The organism is Qipengyuania vesicularis, from assembly GCF_019711415.1.
Classification (GTDB): domain Bacteria; phylum Pseudomonadota; class Alphaproteobacteria; order Sphingomonadales; family Sphingomonadaceae; genus Qipengyuania; species Qipengyuania vesicularis.
In genome coordinates this window covers 702,571-720,697 of the sequence record NZ_JAIGNJ010000001.1, presented here as the reverse complement: position 1 = coordinate 720,697, position 18,127 = coordinate 702,571, and the positions used below count along the sequence as shown (strand labels likewise).

At 62.2% G+C, this 18,127-nt stretch carries 20 protein-coding genes; 13 read left to right on the top strand and 7 right to left on the bottom strand.

Annotated features, from left to right (window positions below):
• Positions 1-54: 54 nt before the first annotated feature.
• The 3 genes from ribB to K3146_RS03610 are packed head-to-tail and all read left to right on the top strand — an operon-like array spanning position 55 to position 2,453.
• On the top strand, positions 55-1,293 hold the full coding sequence (ribB, locus tag K3146_RS03620) for a 3,4-dihydroxy-2-butanone-4-phosphate synthase (RefSeq protein WP_247710999.1): 1,239 nt from the start codon (positions 55-57) through the stop codon (positions 1,291-1,293).
• Between the two features lie 5 nt (positions 1,294-1,298).
• Entirely contained in the window at positions 1,299-1,721 is a 423-nt protein-coding gene (gene ribH, locus K3146_RS03615; RefSeq protein WP_221544811.1) for a 6,7-dimethyl-8-ribityllumazine synthase, read from the top strand.
• 3 nt (positions 1,722-1,724) lie between these two features.
• Positions 1,725-2,453: a class I SAM-dependent methyltransferase gene (locus tag K3146_RS03610; RefSeq protein WP_221544810.1), complete on the top strand. Its 729-nt coding sequence runs from the start codon at positions 1,725-1,727 to the stop codon at positions 2,451-2,453.
• Here the strand turns inward: K3146_RS03610 and K3146_RS03605 are convergent.
• Together K3146_RS03605 and K3146_RS03600 are read right to left on the bottom strand one after the other, a co-directional pair.
• Positions 2,450-3,541 carry an Rv3169 family protein gene (locus K3146_RS03605; protein WP_221544809.1) on the bottom strand — a complete coding sequence of 364 codons (1,092 nt, stop codon included), beginning with the start codon at positions 3,539-3,541 and terminating at the stop codon, positions 2,450-2,452. The two genes, K3146_RS03610 and K3146_RS03605, sit on opposite strands and share 4 nt — an antisense overlap.
• A gap of 2 nt (positions 3,542-3,543) precedes the next feature.
• On the bottom strand, positions 3,544-4,587 hold the full coding sequence (locus tag K3146_RS03600; RefSeq protein WP_247710998.1) for a phosphotransferase: 1,044 nt from the start codon (positions 4,585-4,587) through the stop codon (positions 3,544-3,546).
• Between the two features lie 77 nt (positions 4,588-4,664).
• On the opposite strand from K3146_RS03600, the gene K3146_RS03595 reads away from it, so the two are divergent.
• The gene (locus K3146_RS03595) at positions 4,665-4,916 is read left to right on the top strand and encodes a hypothetical protein (protein WP_221544808.1); all 252 of its coding nucleotides are present in this window, start codon (positions 4,665-4,667) and stop codon (positions 4,914-4,916) included.
• A 4-nt stretch (positions 4,917-4,920) separates the two neighbouring features.
• On the opposite strand, the gene eno is transcribed toward K3146_RS03595, so the two are convergent.
• Complete coding sequence (gene eno / locus K3146_RS03590; protein ID WP_221544807.1) at positions 4,921-6,210, bottom strand: phosphopyruvate hydratase; 1,290 nt, start codon at positions 6,208-6,210, stop codon at positions 4,921-4,923.
• 175 nt (positions 6,211-6,385) lie between these two features.
• Here eno and K3146_RS03585 point away from each other — a divergent pair, with 175 nt between their 5' ends.
• The 6 genes from K3146_RS03585 to K3146_RS03560 all read left to right on the top strand — a co-directional run bounded on the left by K3146_RS03585 (position 6,386) and on the right by K3146_RS03560 (position 9,215).
• On the top strand, positions 6,386-7,018 hold the full coding sequence (locus tag K3146_RS03585; RefSeq protein WP_221544806.1) for a hypothetical protein: 633 nt from the start codon (positions 6,386-6,388) through the stop codon (positions 7,016-7,018).
• A gap of 24 nt (positions 7,019-7,042) precedes the next feature.
• Positions 7,043-7,471, top strand: a complete 429-nt coding sequence (locus K3146_RS03580) for a phage holin family protein (protein ID WP_221544805.1) — start codon at positions 7,043-7,045, stop codon at positions 7,469-7,471.
• Positions 7,464-7,790: a hypothetical protein gene (locus K3146_RS03575; protein ID WP_221544804.1), complete on the top strand. Its 327-nt coding sequence runs from the start codon at positions 7,464-7,466 to the stop codon at positions 7,788-7,790. Before K3146_RS03580 ends, K3146_RS03575 begins: the two co-directional genes overlap by 8 nt.
• Before the next feature lie 49 nt (positions 7,791-7,839).
• Entirely contained in the window at positions 7,840-8,349 is a 510-nt protein-coding gene (locus tag K3146_RS03570; protein ID WP_221544803.1) for a hypothetical protein, read from the top strand.
• Between the two features lie 114 nt (positions 8,350-8,463).
• Entirely contained in the window at positions 8,464-8,694 is a 231-nt protein-coding gene (locus tag K3146_RS03565; protein WP_221544802.1) for a DUF4170 domain-containing protein, read from the top strand.
• Positions 8,695-8,708: 14 nt separating this feature from the next.
• A complete protein-coding gene (locus K3146_RS03560) occupies positions 8,709-9,215 on the top strand; it encodes a GNAT family N-acetyltransferase (protein ID WP_221544801.1) in 507 nt (168 codons plus the stop codon).
• A gap of 96 nt (positions 9,216-9,311) precedes the next feature.
• Here the strand turns inward: K3146_RS03560 and greA are convergent, their stop codons facing one another.
• The 4 genes from greA to carA all read right to left on the bottom strand — a co-directional run bounded on the left by greA (position 9,312) and on the right by carA (position 14,906).
• Positions 9,312-9,779 (bottom strand): transcription elongation factor GreA, encoded by a 468-nt coding sequence (gene greA, locus K3146_RS03555; RefSeq protein ID WP_221544800.1) that lies wholly within the window; start codon positions 9,777-9,779, stop codon positions 9,312-9,314.
• A gap of 112 nt (positions 9,780-9,891) precedes the next feature.
• Positions 9,892-13,215 (bottom strand): carbamoyl-phosphate synthase large subunit, encoded by a 3,324-nt coding sequence (gene carB, locus K3146_RS03550; RefSeq protein WP_221544799.1) that lies wholly within the window; start codon positions 13,213-13,215, stop codon positions 9,892-9,894.
• Between the two features lie 12 nt (positions 13,216-13,227).
• Positions 13,228-13,704, bottom strand: coding sequence for a hypothetical protein (locus tag K3146_RS03545; protein ID WP_221544798.1), 477 nt, complete (start codon positions 13,702-13,704; stop codon positions 13,228-13,230).
• 20 nt (positions 13,705-13,724) lie between these two features.
• Entirely contained in the window at positions 13,725-14,906 is a 1,182-nt protein-coding gene (gene carA / locus K3146_RS03540; protein WP_221544797.1) for a glutamine-hydrolyzing carbamoyl-phosphate synthase small subunit, read from the bottom strand.
• Between the two features lie 151 nt (positions 14,907-15,057).
• Here carA and K3146_RS03535 point away from each other — a divergent pair, with 151 nt between their 5' ends.
• The 3 genes from K3146_RS03535 to dnaG are packed head-to-tail and all read left to right on the top strand — an operon-like array spanning position 15,058 to position 18,109.
• Positions 15,058-15,510, top strand: coding sequence for a GatB/YqeY domain-containing protein (locus K3146_RS03535; RefSeq protein ID WP_221544796.1), 453 nt, complete (start codon positions 15,058-15,060; stop codon positions 15,508-15,510).
• Positions 15,507-16,193, top strand: coding sequence for a hypothetical protein (locus K3146_RS03530; protein ID WP_221544795.1), 687 nt, complete (start codon positions 15,507-15,509; stop codon positions 16,191-16,193). The genes K3146_RS03535 and K3146_RS03530 overlap by 4 nt, the downstream gene beginning before the upstream one ends.
• Before the next feature lie 32 nt (positions 16,194-16,225).
• Positions 16,226-18,109, top strand: coding sequence for a DNA primase (gene dnaG / locus K3146_RS03525; protein WP_221544794.1), 1,884 nt, complete (start codon positions 16,226-16,228; stop codon positions 18,107-18,109).
• The last annotated feature ends 18 nt before the right edge of the window (positions 18,110-18,127 follow it).

Here is an 18,127-nt window from a genome sequence, read left to right as displayed (position 1 = left end):
ATTCTGTCGTGATCCTATTTGCGTATCACATTATGATGTGATACCGGCGCGGCCATGAACACTATCGAGAAAGTTCGCACCCTCGTCGGCAATGGTCTGATGACCCGTGCCGGCCTTGCCCGCGCTGCCGGGCTTCACGCCAATACGCTGCGCGATTGCACCGAGGACAGCTGGAATCCCACTGCCGAAACGCTCGGCAAGTTGGAGAGCTTTCTCGATGCGAATGACGATACGCCGGTGATCGTCGGTGCCGAAGAAATCATCGACGAAGCGCGCAACGGCCGCATGTTCATCCTGGTCGATGACGAGGATCGCGAGAATGAAGGCGACCTCGTCATCCCAGCGCAAATGGCGACTCCCAATGCGATCAACTTCATGGCGACGCACGGTCGAGGCCTGATCTGCCTCTCGCTCGACAGCAAGCGCGTGAAGGCACTCGGCCTCGAACCCATGAGTCGCGACAATCGCGAAAGCATGCAGACCGCCTTCACGACCTCTATCGAGGCCAAGACGGGCGTCACCACCGGCATCAGCGCAGCCGACCGCTCGCGCACGGTCTCGGTTGCCATCGACCCCACCAAGGGCCCCGACGACATCGTCACCCCCGGCCATGTCTTCCCCCTTACCGCACGCGACGGCGGGGTGCTGGTTCGCGCCGGCCATACCGAGGCTGCGGTCGATATCTCACGCCTTGCCGGTCTCAATCCCTCCGGCGTGATCTGCGAGATCATGAAGGACGACGGGACAATGGCCCGCCTCGATGACCTCGTCGCATTCGCGCGCAAGCACGACATGAAAATCGGCACGATTCGTGACCTCATCGAATACCGCATGCGCCACGATCATCTAGTCGAACGCATCGCCGAGGACACCTTCGATTCCGACTATGGCGGCAGCTGGAAAATGCTGACCTACCGCAACACGGTCGACGGGAGCGAAAGTTATGTCCTGCAGAAGGGCGAGGTGAAGGAAGGCCAGCCCACCCTCACCCGCGTCCACCCGATCTCGATCTTCGACGACGTGCTGGGCAAGCCCGGACCGCGCAAGCGCACGCTCCAGCGCGCGATGCAGGCAGTTGGCGAGCACGGCTCGGGCGTGATTGTCATCATTACCGGCCGCCCCGCCCAAGGCTATGGCGAGAGCGAGGCCGAGCGCAATGTCGGGATCGGATCGCAGATCCTTGCCGACATGGGTGTCGAAGACATGATCCTGCTCAGCAATTCACAGCCCAATGTCGTGGCGATCGAAGGCTATGGCCTTAATATCGTCGATCACATGCCGATCCCGGAGTAAGTCACATGGCCAATTTCCTCATCGTCGAAGCACGTTTCTACGATCACCTGAACGACATGCTGGTTGCTGGCGCAAAGGCTGCGCTGGAGACGGAAGGCCATTCGGTCGAGGTTCTGACCGTCCCGGGCGCGCTCGAGATCCCCGGCGCGATTGCCATGGCAGCCGAAACAGGCCGATACGACGGCTTTGTGGCCATCGGCGTAGTGATCCGCGGCGAAACCTACCACTTCGAGATCGTCGCGGGCGAAAGCGCGCGCGGCATCATGGCGCTCACCATGGACGGCATCGCGATCGGCAATGGCATCATCACGGTCGAGAACGAGGAACAGGCGCTTGTGCGCGCCGATCCTTCGAAGAAGGACAAGGGTGGCGAGGCAGCCAAGGCCGCGCTGGCCCTGCTCGATCTCCAAGGCCGTTTCGCGGGCTGATCCATGGCGGCGAAATATGACCGGATCGGGGTGAACTACGCCGAGTTGCGCAAGCCCGACCCGCGTATCGCCGCGCAGATCCGCCGAGCTCTTGGCGATGCAAGAAGCGTCGTAAACGTCGGGGCAGGAACCGGATCCTATGAACCGGATGATCGGTCAATCGTGGCGGTCGAACCCTCCGCCGAGATGATCGCCAAGCGGCCCGAAGGTGCCGCTCGCGCAGTGCAGGCGAGCGCCGAGGCGCTACCATTCGAGGACAACTCCTTCGATGCTGCCATGGCGATCCTGACCATCCATCATTGGGGCGACCAGCCAGAGGGCCTTGCCGAAATGCGTCGCGTGTCAGCCGGGCCAGTAGTGCTGTTGACTTTCGATCCCGCTGCACGCCCATGGCTTACCGATTATCTCCCCCAGCTTGCTGAGCTCGACGGAAGGGTCATGCCCCCAATGGAGAATTACGCAAAGTGGCTCGGCACTATCCGCACGGAGACGGTGCCGGTCCCCAAAGCCTGCAGCGACGGCTTTCTCTATGCCTATTGGGATCGCCCCGAGGCCTATCTAGATCCGCATCTACGGTCCGGGAGTTCGAGTTTCTGGGCGCTCGACGGCGTGGAGGATGGCCTCCGGCGGCTTGGCGACGACATAGAAAGTGGCGCGTGGAACCAGCGCTATTCCTTATTGCACGGTCTCGATTCTTACGACGCAGGCTATCGCCTCGTTATTGCGGACTAATCCGCTCCGTCGCCATATCCTTCGAGGCCCAACGGCGCGAAGGGCCCAAGGATGAGCTGTTCGAACACCCCGATACCCTCGCGCCCGTCGCTGCCGGTTGCGCGGACGAGCGTTTGCACATGCAGATTGTCCATCGCCAGGGCATCGAGGCTCGCAAGGTCATAATCCTCCCGCGCGACCCTTAGCGGACCGTGGTGCATGCCATGCCCCCATTCCGGGTGCGTGTAGCCCAGCCCTTTCATCTGGAACCGGTCGAGCGGTTCGAAAGTCACCTGCTCGGGCGCACCCTTTAGTGCCAGCGACAAGGTCCCGCCCGCCGGCCAGCGGGTCTCCGGCAGTAATCGAGTGCGCATGCTCCCGTGTCCTTCGGCAAGATCGCGGGCATCTGCGCCATCGGGCGCCCAGGCGGCCCGCGTGTTCCAGGCCTTGCCATGTGTGTCGTTGTTCACGTGGAAGAAGAGGCTTCCGTCACCGAAACTGATCGGCGTCCATTGCCAGAAAAAGCTCGGTGCAGGCGCGCCGGGTATGGGCTGCGGATCACGCGCGCCGATTGGTCTTACGCCCCAGCTGCGATCGCGCGTGCCGGCGGTGCCATCGACCATCTCGTGTTTTTCGCCATCGAGCGAGAGCCAACCCTCGTAGTGGCCATTCTGTGTCATCCGCGTGTAGTCCATGAAGGCCCGCGGACCGATGCGATGGATGAAACGCGGCTCCTCGATCGGGAAGGCACGGCCAGTGAAGGTGAACTCTCCGGCGATCCCGTCGGACTCTTCGATGGTGACCTTGAGCGCGTGGAGCGGTTCGATCACTTCGAGCCTTATCGGCCCCACGCGCATGCCCATGCGCTCCATACCCAACTCGGCGCTGGCGTGCAGGCAGTACTGAGTGCCGCCCCGGATAAAACTGAAGTGCGCATCGGCAATATCGAGATGCGGGTAGACTCCGAAAGCCATGGCGAAGAAGCCGCCACCGTCGGGCGCGTAGCCGTTGAAGAAATAGCGGTCGTAGAAGTTGCGATCGGTACCGGCATAGGCAACCGGCTCGGAGGTCTGGTGGATGGGATAATCGTCGCCCTTGGACAGTGCCATGCTCAGGTCTCCTCCAATACCGACAAGCTGTCATGGCGGAGCGCCAATGCGCAAGCTCCGCGTGCCATCGACAGGAAATTCTCGTCTCCCCGGGGAGTGCGCTCGACAAAGGCCGCGCTGAAAACGGCGGTGGATACGCCGTGCAAGATACCAAGCCGGTAGTCGCGCTGCATGTCTTCGTGCGAGAGTGAAACGCCGCGTCCAGCCATCTCCACGTAGTAGAGATCCAGCAGTTCGTCCTCATGGTTGAGCCCAAGTTGCCCGATCCCGCAGCCGAGAAAGTATCCCACGTCGTTCATGGGACTGCCGATCGTCACGGTCTGCCAGTCCAGCACGGCTATCGGCTCTTCGCCGTCCAAGATGTCGAACAGCATGTTGTCGAGGCGGAAATCGCCGTGGACGAGGCATTTCGGCTTGGCATCACGGACGAAATAGCTGTTCGCCCGATCTGCCAGCCCTTCGCAAAGCTGCATGAATTCGGGTTCCAGCACGTCTCGATAGCGTTCGCGAAACTGGGCCTGGGCCTGCGGATACATCCCGCCCACGGTCGCACCGAGATTCTCAGGGGGCTGTATCCATCCAGCTTCCAGGATCTCCGCCCTGCCCCAACTGGGTGCGTGAATCGCCGCCGCCTGCCGGATGGCCGCCCGCGCATCGTCGATGCCGCAACCGGCTATCTGGTCGCCCTGCCGCGCCGGTCCCAGATCCTCAAAGATAAGGCAGAACTCACCGCCGTCATCGGACACATCGGCAAAATATACCTTCGGAGCCCGGACATCGAGCTTCGGCGCGGCTTGCCGGTAGAACTCGACTTCCTTGCGATAGAGGCCGAACATGGTCGCGGTGCCCCGGCTGGCAGGATCGGCAGCAGGGAACTTCCCTGCGAACGTCCTGGGCAAGCCTGCGCTCTCGACGAAAATTCGAACGCTGTCACCGACCTGCCCGGTGCCGATAGGCTCCCAGCGCAAACTCTCAACCTTTGCGCCGAGAGCATCGGAAAGCCACTCGGGCGTCAGGTCATCTGGATGGGCAGGAAATCCGGCCAAGCCCCTCTCCCACAAAGGACAATTTCGGAACGCTAGCTTCCCCGAAACGTCGTGGCAATCATGGGAACACTACGATCATGAACGGCCCGCTCGAATGGATCGCATCCATCGGCACCGTTGCCGCCGCCTCGATGATCGCATTCGATCTCGGGCGACGGGCAACCGCATGGGGCTTCGTCCTGTTTTGTTTCGTATCGGCGCTGTGGATCTACATCGGCTTGGGCGAAGACGCGATGCCACTGGCCGCGATGAACGGCCTGCTGTTGCTCATCAACGCATGGGGCGTGTGGCAATACTGGTTCCACCCGAAGAACCGGGCAAAGGGCTAGCGCCTCAGCAGACGATCTTTCCGAAGCAGTCGCGTCCCGCGTAGAAAGCGCTGTCGCCCAGCTCCTCCTCGATACGGATCAACTGGTTGTACTTCGCGAGGCGGTCCGAGCGCGCAAGCGACCCGGTCTTGATCTGACCGCAGTTGGTCGCGACCGCGAGATCGGCGATGGTCGCATCCTCGGTTTCGCCGGAGCGGTGCGACATGACGGCGGTGTAGCTTGCCCGGTTGGCAATCGCGACCGCATCGAGCGTTTCGGTAAGCGTGCCGATCTGGTTGACCTTCACCAAAAGCGAATTCGCCAGACCCTGGTCGATACCTTCACGCAGGCGCTGCGGATTGGTGACGAAGAGGTCGTCACCGACAAGCTGCACTGGCTTGCCGATGCGATCGGTGAGTGCCTTCCAGCCCTCGAAATCGTCCTCGGCCATTCCGTCCTCGATCGAGCGGATCGGATAGTCGCGGCACAGCTTGTCGAGATATTCGGCCATTTCGTGACCGTTGAGCGAGAGGTTCTCGCCCGAGATCTCGTATTTCCCGTCCTTGAAGAACTCGGTCGAGGCGCAGTCGAGTGCGAGCATTACGTCATCGCCCGGCTTGAACCCTGCCTGCTCGATGGAGGCCATGATGAAGTCGAGCGCATCGCGTGTGCTCGCGAGGTCCGGAGCAAAGCCGCCCTCGTCCCCTACAGCGGTTGCGAGGCCTTTCTCGTGCAGCTTCTTCTTCAGCGTGTGGAAGATCTCCGCACCCCAGCGAACCGCTTCGGCGAGGCTGTCCGCACCCACCGGCATCACCATAAATTCCTGGATGTCGATCGGGTTGTCGGCATGCTCGCCGCCATTGATGATGTTCATCATGGGAACCGGCAGGACATGTGCCGAAACGCCGCCGATGTAGCTGTAGAGCGGAAGGCCGCGCGCGTTGGCCGCTGCCTTGGCCGTCGCCATGCTCACTCCGAGGATGCCGTTCGCGCCGAGACGGCCCTTGTTGGGTGTATCGTCGAGCGCGATCATGGAGTGGTCGATATCGCGCTGGTCCTCCGCATCGAAATTGCCCACCAGCAGGTCGCGGATCTCTGTGTTGACCGCATCGACCGCCTTGGTGACGCCCTTGCCGAGATAACGACCCATGTCGCCATCGCGCAGTTCCACCGCCTCGTGCGCGCCGGTCGAGGCGCCCGAAGGCACTGCTGCCCTGCCGAAACTTCCGTCTTCCAGCAGCACATCGACTTCGACCGTGGGATTGCCCCGGCTGTCGAGGATTTCGCGGGCGTGGATGTCGATGATTGCGGTCATGGAACGGTGAACTCCAATGGCAGGTGTTGTAATTCGCTAGAACACCCCCAGATCGAGGGCTGGAAAGCGCTCTATTCGCCGGAACATCGGCGCGCAAGTTGCGTTGCACCATAGAAGACCCGGTTTCTTCCAAGCGCCGGGAAATGAATACGAATTGAGGGCAAGGACGAGAGCAATGGCAGAAACCCCCGCATCTGGCGCTCCCAAGAAGCGCAAAACCACCACCGCAAAGAAATCCAGCACCGCGAAGAAGCCGCGCAAGACCGTGGCCAAGACCGCTACCGCCAAGGAGATGACCCCCGTGACCAACACTGTAACCGACACCGAACCCACCGCCGACCACCGCACCGAAGCCAAGAGCCGCTTCAACGCCGCGCTCGAGGAAGCCAAGGCTGGCGCCGCGGCGCTGAAGGCTGAAGGCCGCGAACGCGCAGCCGCCTATCGCGGCCAGGCCAAAGGCAAGGGCGAAGACTGGGTCGCCGAAGCGAAGGCGTACGGCGCAGATGCCCGCGTGAAGAGCAAGGAACTTGCTACCGAGGGCAAGGTCAAGACCAGCGAAGGCCTTCGTTCGCTCAGCCGTACGATCACCGAGAACGCCCACCAGGTCGATGAGAAGCTTGGCGCCAAGTATGGCGAGTATGCTCGCAGCGCCTCGACCGCGCTGGACGATTATGCTCGCAAGCTCGACGAAAAGAGCGTCGACGACCTCGTCGAAGACGGCCGCGAGTTCGTCCGCAAAAGCCCGGGCACGGCAATTGGCATCGCAGCGGTTGCAGGATTCCTGCTTTCGCGCCTATTCCGCCGCTAAGAAACTAGGGTCGGGGGCTCGATAATGGACAGTGAAATGCAGGAACGGGCGGAGTATGAAGGTCCGCTCGACCTGCCCGACGATTACGAGCCCGAGGAGGAGGACTACGGTGACCCGGGTCCTTCCCTGACCGACGACATTCTTGCGCTGCTGGAGGATGGCAAGACCTATGCCGAGGCAGAGGTCGCCTTCCAGAAGAGCCGCGCGGGCTTCACCGCCAACCGCTTAAAAGGCGCCATTGCCATCGCGCTTGGCGCCTTTGGCGTTTTCCACCTAGCGCTGATTGCTTTCACGGTAGGCGCCGTGATCGCCTTGATGCCATTGCTGGGCCCTTGGGGCGCCACAGCGGTGGTGACAATCCTCCTGATCGTCTTCGGCGTCGTCCTCCTTCGCCTCCTCAAGGGGCGGATCGACGACATTCGCGATGCTTTTTCGGATGGCGCCGATGAGTGATCGCAGGACGCGCATGCTCGAGGACAAGTATCTGCGCGACTCCGCGCGGGCGCTGGTCGAAGCCGATATCGAGCACATCAAGGCCGATTTCGCCCATAAAGGCCTGGGCGAACGCGCCATGGACCGCATGACTGAAGGCGCGATGGACCTCTACGAGGAAGCCGTAGAAGTCGCCGAGGACAACAAAGGCGCGCTGGCCGCCTTGCTGGCTGCCGTAGTGGTCTGGTTCGCCCGAAATCCCCTCCTCGAGGCGCTGGGCCTTGGGAGCGGTGAAGAGGACGAACAATGGGACGAGCGCGGCGAAACGCCGGAACGTTGAGCCCCGGTCGGTCGTTGATCAAACAGACACGAATTCAAGAGGTTTACCCATGTCCGACACCGCAAAAAGCAATGTCACCCCGATTAGCGCCGACAGCAAGCTGACTGACGAAGAGAAACGCGACCAGCTGCGTGCGCGCATCGAAGCCGGTGAACGCCGGAATGAAGAGCGCTCCTTTGCCGATCAAGCGAAGGATGTCGCCGACAGCGCGATCGAATTCGCCAAGAAACACCCGGTCGCAACCGTCGCCGGTGCCGTGGCAATCGGCCTCGCTATTGGCGCGATGACGCGCCGTGGCCGCGAACTCGGCCGCCGTGGCGGATCGCTGGCGAGCTATGCAGCCGACGCCGCCCTCGCCTACGGCCTGTCGATGATCGAAGGTGCTGGCGATCGCTTCGAAGATCTTAGCGATGCAGCCGGCACCCAGGCGCGCCGCATCAAGCGCGACGCTGGCTATCGCCTCGATTCGATGAGCGACAGCTTGCGGTCGTCCGGCCGCAAGGCGAGCCGCAAGTCTTCGCGTGCGTATCGCGATCTGCGTGCCAAGATCTCGAACTAAACCGAATCTAAACCAAACACGGATAGCGGCGTGACGGGCTTGCCTGTCGCGCCGCTTCCTTTATGGGCGGGGCCGATCTCCTCCCCCGATTCCGTAGCGAGAAAGAAACCGACCATGGAAGAAAAAGAGAGCAAGCAGACCCTTTACCTGGTGATGGGGGGCCGCGTCACCGATCCGCGCAGCGTAACCTTCTCCGACCCGGAAAGCCTGCATGTCGCCGGCGTCTATTCGAGCTATGACGACGCCGAAAGCGCATGGCGCGGCAATGCGCAGCGCACGGTCGACGATGCCGAGATGAAGTATGTCATCGTCCACCTGCACAAGCTGCTGGACCCAGAAGCGTAAGGGCTGACAGGACCATGGGCTATTCGATCCGCTCTTTCGAGGAAGGCGACGCCGAAGCGCTTGCCGAACTCGGCCGCGCGGCGATTGGCGCCATAGGTCCTGAGGCCTATACCGAAGAACAGGTCGAGGCCTGGCTATCGAACTTCGCAGGCCCCGAAGTCTACCAGTCGCAAGCCGATGCGGGGACACAGATCTTCATCGCGGTGGACGAGGATGACAAACCGGTCGCCTATGCGATGTTGGAACTGACCGGTCACCTCGACCATCTCTACTGCCATCCCGATCACACGAAGGAAGGCATCGCCTCCAGCCTGCTGGAGACGGCGGCGCTCTTTGCCAAGTATAACGGGATCACCCACCTCTTCACCGAGGCAAGCGAGATTGCGAAGCCGGCCTTCGAGAGCGCTGGCTATACCGCGATGAAGAAGCGGACCTTCGAAATCGACGGTGTCGAGATCACCAACTGGGCGATGGTTCGCGAGATAGAGCCCGCAGCGCCCAAGAAGAAGCGCGCGCTGTAACGGTGGCGACCTTGATCCCTCGCGCAGGCGGGGGCCTCAGGCGGCTTAGCGCGATATTCAATGAGGTTCCCGCCTGCGCGGGAACACACACAAACTTCACACGAATTCGATCTTGTCGATCAGGTAGAACTTGTCGCCGCTCGGCACGGTGACTTCGACTTCCTCTTCCACTTGCTTGCCGATCAGCGCGCGCGCGATGGGCGAAGTGTAGCTGATGCGGCCCTTGCTCGCATCGGCTTCGGTCTGGCCGACGATCTGGTATTTCACCGGCTTGTCGTTTTCATCGAGAAGCGTGACGGTCGCGCCGAAGATGACCTTGTCGCCCGACAGGGTGGTCGGGTCGATGATCTGTGCCCGGCTGATCTTGTCTTCCAGATCGCCGATCATGGCTTCGACCTGGCCCTGGCGCTCCTTGGCCGCGTGATATTCGGCGTTTTCGGAGAGATCGCCATGCGCGCGCGCTTCCTCGATCGCATCGACGATCTTCGGACGTTCGGCACGCAGCACCTTGAGGTCTGCGGTCAGCTTCTCATAGCCCTCTGCCAGCATAGGCACCTTATCCATGGGCCAATTTCCTTCCTGCTTTGCGTCCCTTTCCGGACAATTCGACCCCGGTCCGCAAACTTGCGGAGCCTGTCGTGGTCGAATGTTTGGAAGGAGTACGCGTGTGTTCTTGTCAGCTATAATAGTCTTGCAATGAACGCACTTCAAGCTGCTCGGTCGAAACCTCTGCAATCGCCCGCGCCGTAGCGAGGCTCGCAGCGGCGGTGGTATAGTACGGCAACTTCTTTTCCAGCGCCGCTTCGCGGATCGATTTACTGTCCAGCAGCGACTGCCATCCCTCTGTGGTATTGAAGATCAGGGCCACTTCGCCATCGATAATCGCGTCGACAATATGCGGCCGCCCCTCGGCGACCTTGTTTACCCGTTCGATGTCGAGGCCCTTGTCCGACAGGAAGCGCTGGGTCCCGCCGGTTGCGATCACGCGGAAGCCCTGCTCCAGCATCGTTTTGACGGCCGGGACGATCACTTCCTTGTCGCTGTCCTTTACCGACACAAAAAGCGTGCCCTCACGCGGCAAGTTCATGCCTGCGCCGAGCTGCGACTTGAAGAAGGCGGCAGGGAAATCGCGGTCGATACCCATCACCTCGCCTGTCGACTTCATCTCGGGCGAAAGAACCGGATCGGCGCCCGGGAAGCGCGCGAAGGGGAAAACGGCTTCTTTCACCGCCATATGTTCTGGGCGCAGGTTGAAGGGTTCGAAATCGGCCAGCTTCTCGCCTGCCATGACGCGCGCGGCGACCTTGGCGACCGGCTGACCGATGGCCTTCGCGACGAAAGGCACCGTGCGGCTGGCGCGCGGGTTCACCTCGATCAGGTAAACCTCATCATCCTTGACCGCGAACTGCACGTTCATGAGGCCGCGCACATTCAATGCCCGCGCAAGCTCGGTCGCCTGGCGCTCCATCTCTTCAACGATCTCATCGGACAGGCTGTAGGGCGGCAGGGTGCAGGCGCTGTCGCCCGAGTGCACACCAGCCTCCTCGATGTGCTGCATGACACCCGCAATGCGAACGTCCTCGCCATCGGCGATCACGTCCACGTCGCATTCGACAGCATCGCGCAGGTACTGGTCGACCAGCACCGGACTGTCGCCAGAGACGTTGACGGCAGTGTTGATATAGTCGTCGAGTTGCGGCTCGCTGTCGACGATCTCCATGGCGCGGCCGCCAAGAACGTAGCTCGGCCGCAGCAGGACGGGATAGCCGATCCGCGCGGCAGCAGCAGCGGCCTCGTCGCGGCTCTTGGCGATACCGTTGAGCGGCTGTTTGAGCTTGAGCTTGTTCACCAGTTTGGCGAAGCGTTCACGGTCTTCGGCAAGATCGATCGCGTCGGGGCTTGTGCCGAGGATCGGAATGCCTTCACGTTCGAGCGCTGCGGCAAGCTTCAAGGGCGTCTGACCGCCGAACTGCACGATCACGCCGACAACTTCGCCCTTGGACATTTCTACTCGCATGATTTCGAGGACATCTTCCTCGGTCAGCGGCTCGAAATATAGGCGATCGGAGGTGTCGTAATCGGTCGAGACCGTTTCCGGGTTGCAGTTGACCATAATCGTCTCGAACCCGGCCTCGGCGAGCGCGAAACAGGCGTGGACGCAGCAATAGTCGAACTCGATGCCCTGCCCGATCCGGTTCGGACCGCCGCCGAGGATGACGATCTTCCGGCGCTCGCTCGGGTCGGCCTCATCCTCCGCCTCGCCGAAGCTGGGCGCCTCGTAGGTCGAGTACATATAAGGCGTGATCGCCTCGAACTCTGCCGCGCAACTATCGATCCGCTTGTAGACTGGATAAACGCCAAGCCGATGGCGCAGATCGCGCACTTCTTGCTCGCTCGTTGCGCCCGCCATGGCGCGCAGGGCATCGTGCAGTAGGCCCGAACGGCGCGCCTGCGTCTCTGCAAGACCACCTGCAACACCCACGGATCGCACCGCCAATGTGGCGAGGCGCTTGTCGGAGAAGCCCATCGCCTTGAGGCGGCGCATCTCCGCTTCATCACGCGGCAGGCCGTTGTGGCCGAGCATCTTCTCTTCGTAGATGATCGCTTCGATCTGGCGCAGGAACCAGGGGTCGAAACCGGTGATCTGGTTGATCTCCTCGACCGTGAAATCCTCGCGGAAAGCCTGCGCGATCTTGAGGATGCGGTCCGGAGTTCTCTGACTCAGCGCGGCGGTGATCTTCTCGCGGCTGACGTTCTCCAGCTCGGGCACGCGGTTGAAGCCGTCGAGGCCAGTCTCGAGCCCGCGCAACGCCTTCTGCATGGATTCCGCGAAACACCGACCGATGGCCATGACCTCGCCGACTGACTTCATCGCGGTCGATAGCTCGTTTTTCGAGCCCTTGAACTTCTCGAAGGCGAAGCGCGGGATCTTGGTCACGACATAGTCGATCGTCGGCTCGAAACTGGCAGGCGTCGCGCCGGTAATCTCGTTTTGGATCTCGTCGAGCGTGTATCCCACCGCGAGCTTCGCCGCGACGCGAGCGATGGGGAAGCCAGTCGCCTTCGATGCGAGCGCCGAGGACCGCGAAACACGCGGGTTCATCTCGATCACAATCAGGCGGCCATCCTTGGGATTGACTGCGAACTGTACGTTCGAACCACCTGTTTCGACGCCGATTTCACGCAGCACCTCAATCGAGGCGGTGCGCATGATCTGGTATTCCTTGTCGGTCAGCGTGAGAGCCGGGGCGACTGTGATGGAGTCGCCCGTATGCACGCCCATCGGATCGACATTCTCGATTGAACAGATGATGATGCAATTGTCCTTCCGGTCGCGCACCACCTCCATCTCGTACTCTTTCCAGCCGAGAAGCGATTCCTCGATCAGGACTTCGGTAGTAGGCGAAGCATCGAGACCCTCGCGCACGATCCGCTCGAATTCGGCCTTGTTGTACGCGATGCCTCCACCCGTGCCGCCGAGCGTGAAGCTTGGGCGGATGATCGCCGGGAGGCCGGTTGTTTCAAGCACCTTGTAGGCATCCTCGACCGAATGCGCGATGCCACTGCGCGCGCTTTCGAGGCCGATCTTGTCCATCGCCTCGCGGAACTGCTGGCGGTCCTCGGCCTTGTCGATCGCCTTGGCGTCGGCGCCGATCATCTTGACGCCGAACTTCTCCAACGTGCCGTCCTTATTGAGGCTCAGCGCGCAGTTCAGCGCCGTCTGCCCACCCATGGTCGGCAGCACCGCATCGGGCCGCTCTTTCTCAATGATCTTGGCGACGATCTCTGGCGTGATCGGCTCGACGTAGGTCGCATCGGCCATTTCCGGATCGGTCATAATCGTGGCCGGGTTGGAGTTGACCAGGATGACCCGATATCCCTCCTCCTTCAGCGCCTTGATCGCCTGGGTGCCGGAATAGTCGAACTCGCAGGCCTGGCCGATGATGATCGGGCCGGCGCCGATTACGAGGATCGAGGAGATGTCGGTGCGTTTGGGCATGGGGACTTTCGGTTACTGGTCGGCGAAGGCAGCGCGGTCGGAGGCCGAGCGGAAGTAGAGACCGTCGAACCCGCTCTGGATTTCATCGATGGTTTCCTGGGGGACGTCGCACAAATCGTTGATACGGCCGACAACGCCATCGAAGCGATCGCGGATATCGGAGATGGCGCTGGCATCGTCGAAATAGTCTGCCGTGTACTGGTCATCGGCCAGCTGCTTGCCCTTGCCGCCAAGGCAAGGCGATGCCTCAGCAAGAATTTTGGCCTGCGGCCCTTCTCGACCCGGCGAAAGCGTATAACTCAGCGTCAGACGGTCGAGCTTGCGGTGCAGGCGCAGGTCGTCACCATCCATGGTGGAGGTCCATTCGCGGCTTGGACTTGCGCCGGCGGATCCCCCGCTAGCCTGATCGCCATTCGCGCTCCCGCAGGCCGCGACCGCAAAGGTTAGCGTAAGAGTTGCGAGCCTTAGAGCTCCAGCGCGAATGGTCATCGATCCGTTTCCTTTCTCCGTCACCCGAGCATCCCCACGAATTTCTCGAACAGGTAGAAACTGTCCTGCGGGCCCGGGCTGGCCTCGGGGTGATACTGGACACCGAAGGCCTTCTTGCCCCTGATGGAGATACCGCAATTGGTGCCGTCGAAGAGCGAGACGTGGGTCTGCTCGACATTGTCGGGCAGCGTATCCGCATCGACCGCGAAGCCGTGGTTCATGCTGGTAATCTCGACGAGGCCGGTGCTCTCGCCCCAGCCCTCGCCCACGCGCTGGACCGGGTGATTGGCGCCGCGGTGGCCCTGGAACATCTTCGCGGTCTTTGCCCCTGCGGCCAGTGCCAGCATCTGGTGGCCAAGGCATATGCCGAATAGCGGAACGTCGCGATCGAGCAGGCCCTTGATCACGGGAACGGCGTATTCGCCCGTAGCCGCCGGATCGCCGGGGCCGTTCGACAGGAAGACGCCATCGGGTTCGAGGGCGAGGATATCGTCGAGGCCGGTCCGCGCAGGCACGACTGTGACCTTTGCCCCTGCCTTCACGAGGTTGCGGAAGATGTTGTCCTTCGCACCGTAATCGATCGCGACGACATGCGGCTTTCCTTCCCAGGAGGCGCGCGCGTAGCCCTTGCCGAGCTGCCAGAAACCGCCGCCCCAGTCCTCGCGATCCTCACGCGTAACGGATGGGACGAGATCAAGACCTTCGAGACCGCTCCATTCTGCGGCCTGTTTCTTCAGCGCCTTCAGGTCGAACTGCCCGCGCGGATTATGCGCGATCACGGCATTGGGTGCGCCCTGCACACGGATACGGCGCGTGAGCGCGCGCGTGTCGACGCCGGCTAGGCCGATCTTGCCATGACGCTTGCACCACTCGACGAACTCGTCGCTCGCGCGGAAGTTCGAGTGCGGGGTGATGTCCTGCCTTACGATGCAGCCGACCGCTCCGAGACCGCGGCTCTCCACGTCTTCCTCGTTCGCACCGACATTGCCGATGTGCGGGAATGTGAAGGTGACGATCTGGCTGTCGTAGGAAGGATCGGTCATAACTTCCTGGTAGCCGGTCATGGAGGTGTTGAAGCAGACTTCACCAACCGCGCTGCCGCTCGCTCCAAATCCCTTTCCCCAGATACAGGTGCCGTCCGCGAATACGATAACGCCAGTCGCGCCTTTGGGTTGCGCGTGCGAGAATGCGGACAGGGCCATGGGCGCTCCGGGTCAGGGGTTTCCAGCGATGTGTGCTAAGTCCCAGCCGCTAGGGGCCCCAGTGGTTCCCGTCAAGCGGAACACTTGGCTTTCTACGCCCTTCCACTACATGAGCCACGAAACTTCCACAGGTTAGGCGAAAAGAGGCGAAATGCTCCGCGAGAAAATCCAGTCCGAAACCGTCACCGCCATGAAGGCGAAGGACAAGGAGCGCACTGCCGCGCTGCGCCTGATCGGTGCCAAGATCAAGGATCGCGATATCGAGCTGCGCACTTCGGACAAGAAGCCGGAGGACGATGACCTCGTCACCGACGTGCTGATGAAGATGGCCAAGCAGCGCCGGGAATCGATCGAGATGTACGAAGGCGGTGGCCGACAGGAACTTGCCGACAAGGAAAAGGCCGAGCTGGCCGTCATCGAGGAATTCCTGCCCAAGCAGATGAGCGAGGAGGAAACCCGCGCGGCCATTGCCCAGATCAAGGCGGATACCGGCGCCGAAGGCATGAAGGACATGGGCCGCGTCATGGGCGAACTCAAGGCTCGGCACGGGGCAAGTCTGGACATGACGAAGGCCAGCGGCCTCGTGAAGGAGGCGCTCTCTTGAAGCGCCTGCTCCTCCTCGCGCCGCTCGCGCTCATCGGTTGCTCGGATCGCGAGAGCGAGGCCGAGCCTGCGCCCACCCCGACCGTCGCACAGCCCCGCACGCTGGCGGCGGCGGATCTCGATCTGTCGACACTTGGCGCGCGCATCGTCGGGCCTCAGGGTCCCGAGGTCAGGACGACGCTAAGCGCGGGCAATCGCGAGATCGGCAAGATGGTCAGCTTCGTGGCCTGTCCCGAGGGGACGAGCGAATGCAAACCTGGCCAGATGCCGGAAGACACGATCTACACCTATGTCCACCAGGTGACGCTTTCAGAATCCGAGGCGGCGAACGAACAGCCGGCTGAGGGTCCCGAGGTAGTCGAAAGCCCGCCAACGCTGTTCCGGATGACCGGCAAGGCTCACGGATTCAATCGTGCCGTCGGCTATTCCAGCGCCCAGGCTCTCGCGGCGCTGGGCGGCGAGGACGCGATTTCGATCACCAGCGACGATGGACACCTCATCTGGCGCGTCGTCGAAGGCGACGGCTGGACACCGGGCACGACGATTACCTTCTGGTGGCAATCCACACAGCCGCCTGTCGGGCCTGCAGATGCCTATCTGCTGGAAGTCGATGGCAATCAGGCGGTTGCGAGGGGCCCCTATCCGGCGCCGGAAAAACCGGCAGACGGAGCTCCGTCGAACTAGCGGTCCGGACCCTCTCGCGATAGGAAGGCGGGATGGCCCTTTCACCCCAATGGCTGGACGAATTGCGCATGCGGACCACGCTGTCCGCCGTGATCGGCCGCACGGTGAGGCTGACGAAGGCGGGGCGCGAGTTCAAGGCCTGCTGCCCGTTCCACAATGAGAAGACGCCCAGCTTCTACGTCAATGACGAGAAGGGCTTCTACCATTGCTTCGGCTGCGAAGCGCATGGCGATGCGATCCGCTGGCTGACCGATCAGCGCGGCATGCCCTTCATGGACGCGGTGAAGGAACTGGCAGCGGAGGCCGGAATGGAGGTCCCCGCCCCCGATCCGCGTGCGGCCGAACGCGCTGAAAAGCGCGCGAGCCTGCATGACGTCACAGCGGCGGCGCAGCAGTGGTTCGTCGACAAACTCGCCTCTGCAGAGGGTTCGGAGGCTCGGGCCTATCTCAAGCGGCGCGGATTCTCGGACGCGGTAGTCCGCGAATTCGGTTTCGGCTTTGCACCTTCCGACAGGCAGGCGCTGAAGGGCGCGCTTTCGTTCCCCGAACCGATGCTGGTCGAAGCGGGCATGCGGATCGAGGTCGAGGGCAAGGACCCTTACGACCGGTTCCGGGGTCGCCTGATGCTGCCGATCCAGGATGCGCGCGGGCGCGTGATCGCGTTTGGTGGCCGTATCCTCGATGCCGATGCGCATGGGCCGAAGTATCTCAACAGTCCCGATACGCCGCTCTTCGACAAGGGGCGCACGCTCTACAACCTCCACCGCGCCGCACCCGCTGCCCGGCAAAGCGGGCGGATCGTGGTGGTCGAGGGCTATATGGACGCCATCGCGCTCGCCAATGCGGGCATTGCGGAGGCAGTCGCGCCTCTCGGTACCGCGCTGACCGAGAACCAGATCGAGCTGCTCTGGCGGCAGGTCGAGCGGCCCATCCTGTGCTTCGACGGGGACAATGCAGGACAACGTGCGGCCATGCGGGCGATCGGTCGTGTCCTGCCCATGCTTCGCCCGGGCCATTCTCTCTCGATCGTGAGGATGCCCGCCGGAATGGACCCCGACGATCTCATCCGCGACAACGGCGTCGGCGCGATGGAAGAGCTGCTGTCCTCCCCCGCCAGCCTGCTAGATACGCTCTGGGCTTTCGAGCGCGACGCGCAGCCGTTGGACTCGCCCGAAGAAAAGGCCGGTCTCAAGGAACGGCTGCAGAACCATGTCGAGGCGATCCAGCACCCTGACATTCGCGCGCTCTACAAGCGCGAACTTCTCGAGCGTTTCTCGAGTTTCGCATTCCCACCCCGCCCGCAGCGCGAATTCAAGCCGCGTGGCGAGTGGAAGAAGGGTGGATTCAATGCACCCCCTCCCCGCCTGTCGCCAGAGACGGCAGCGCGCCTCAAGCACGCAATGTCTGGAGGTCAACGCGACGCTCTCGCAACTGCCGTGATCCACGGTCTGTTGCTCCACCCGGGCGAAATTGCGCGACACGAAGCTGCCCTTTCGCGCTTCGCCGCACGTGACCCGAATGTCGGCCCCGCCATAGATTCGTTGATGGCCGCTGCGGAAACGCTTGATTCGCTCGGCGAATCGCCCATATCGCTGCCTGAAGGCCTTCCCGCCCCACCGGCAAACACCCATTTCGCCTTTCTCGATAAAGGCTCCGATCCGGTTGATGCGTGCGAGGATCTGGCTGAAGCCGTGTCACTGCTGGTCGAAAGGCCGGCACTCGAAGTCGCGTTGGCGCAAGCAACCGCGCGATTCGAGACAGACCCCGAAGGAGCGTTCGCGGAACAACAGCGTTTGTTGAAGCGGAAGCTGGATTTCGAGGCGCGACTCGGACAAATGGCAAGTCGAAAGGCCGCCTCGGTGGCCGCAAGAGATTCAGAAGTCGCGCAGGGTTCAGGACCTGCGAGCGACGAGTAGCACGGATTGATGGATATC

Excerpts from the sequence above, each read along its gene's own strand:
- ribB (WP_247710999.1), top strand. The coding sequence starts at position 55 with ATGAACACTATCGAGAAAGTTCGCACCCTCGTCGGCAATGGTCTGATG.
- ribH (WP_221544811.1), top strand. The coding sequence starts at position 1,299 with ATGGCCAATTTCCTCATCGTCGAAGCACGTTTCTACGATCACCTGAAC.
- K3146_RS03610 (WP_221544810.1), top strand. The coding sequence starts at position 1,725 with ATGGCGGCGAAATATGACCGGATCGGGGTGAACTACGCCGAGTTGCGC.
- K3146_RS03605 (WP_221544809.1), bottom strand. The coding sequence starts at position 3,541 with ATGGCACTGTCCAAGGGCGACGATTATCCCATCCACCAGACCTCCGAG.
- K3146_RS03595 (WP_221544808.1), top strand. The coding sequence starts at position 4,665 with ATGAACGGCCCGCTCGAATGGATCGCATCCATCGGCACCGTTGCCGCC.
- eno (WP_221544807.1), bottom strand. The coding sequence starts at position 6,210 with ATGACCGCAATCATCGACATCCACGCCCGCGAAATCCTCGACAGCCGG.
- K3146_RS03585 (WP_221544806.1), top strand. The coding sequence starts at position 6,386 with ATGGCAGAAACCCCCGCATCTGGCGCTCCCAAGAAGCGCAAAACCACC.
- K3146_RS03580 (WP_221544805.1), top strand. The coding sequence starts at position 7,043 with ATGGACAGTGAAATGCAGGAACGGGCGGAGTATGAAGGTCCGCTCGAC.
- K3146_RS03575 (WP_221544804.1), top strand. The coding sequence starts at position 7,464 with ATGAGTGATCGCAGGACGCGCATGCTCGAGGACAAGTATCTGCGCGAC.
- K3146_RS03570 (WP_221544803.1), top strand. The coding sequence starts at position 7,840 with ATGTCCGACACCGCAAAAAGCAATGTCACCCCGATTAGCGCCGACAGC.
- K3146_RS03565 (WP_221544802.1), top strand. The coding sequence starts at position 8,464 with ATGGAAGAAAAAGAGAGCAAGCAGACCCTTTACCTGGTGATGGGGGGC.
- K3146_RS03560 (WP_221544801.1), top strand. The coding sequence starts at position 8,709 with ATGGGCTATTCGATCCGCTCTTTCGAGGAAGGCGACGCCGAAGCGCTT.
- greA (WP_221544800.1), bottom strand. The coding sequence starts at position 9,779 with ATGGATAAGGTGCCTATGCTGGCAGAGGGCTATGAGAAGCTGACCGCA.
- carB (WP_221544799.1), bottom strand. The coding sequence starts at position 13,215 with ATGCCCAAACGCACCGACATCTCCTCGATCCTCGTAATCGGCGCCGGC.
- K3146_RS03545 (WP_221544798.1), bottom strand. The coding sequence starts at position 13,704 with ATGACCATTCGCGCTGGAGCTCTAAGGCTCGCAACTCTTACGCTAACC.
- carA (WP_221544797.1), bottom strand. The coding sequence starts at position 14,906 with ATGGCCCTGTCCGCATTCTCGCACGCGCAACCCAAAGGCGCGACTGGC.
- K3146_RS03535 (WP_221544796.1), top strand. The coding sequence starts at position 15,058 with ATGCTCCGCGAGAAAATCCAGTCCGAAACCGTCACCGCCATGAAGGCG.
- dnaG (WP_221544794.1), top strand. The coding sequence starts at position 16,226 with ATGGCCCTTTCACCCCAATGGCTGGACGAATTGCGCATGCGGACCACG.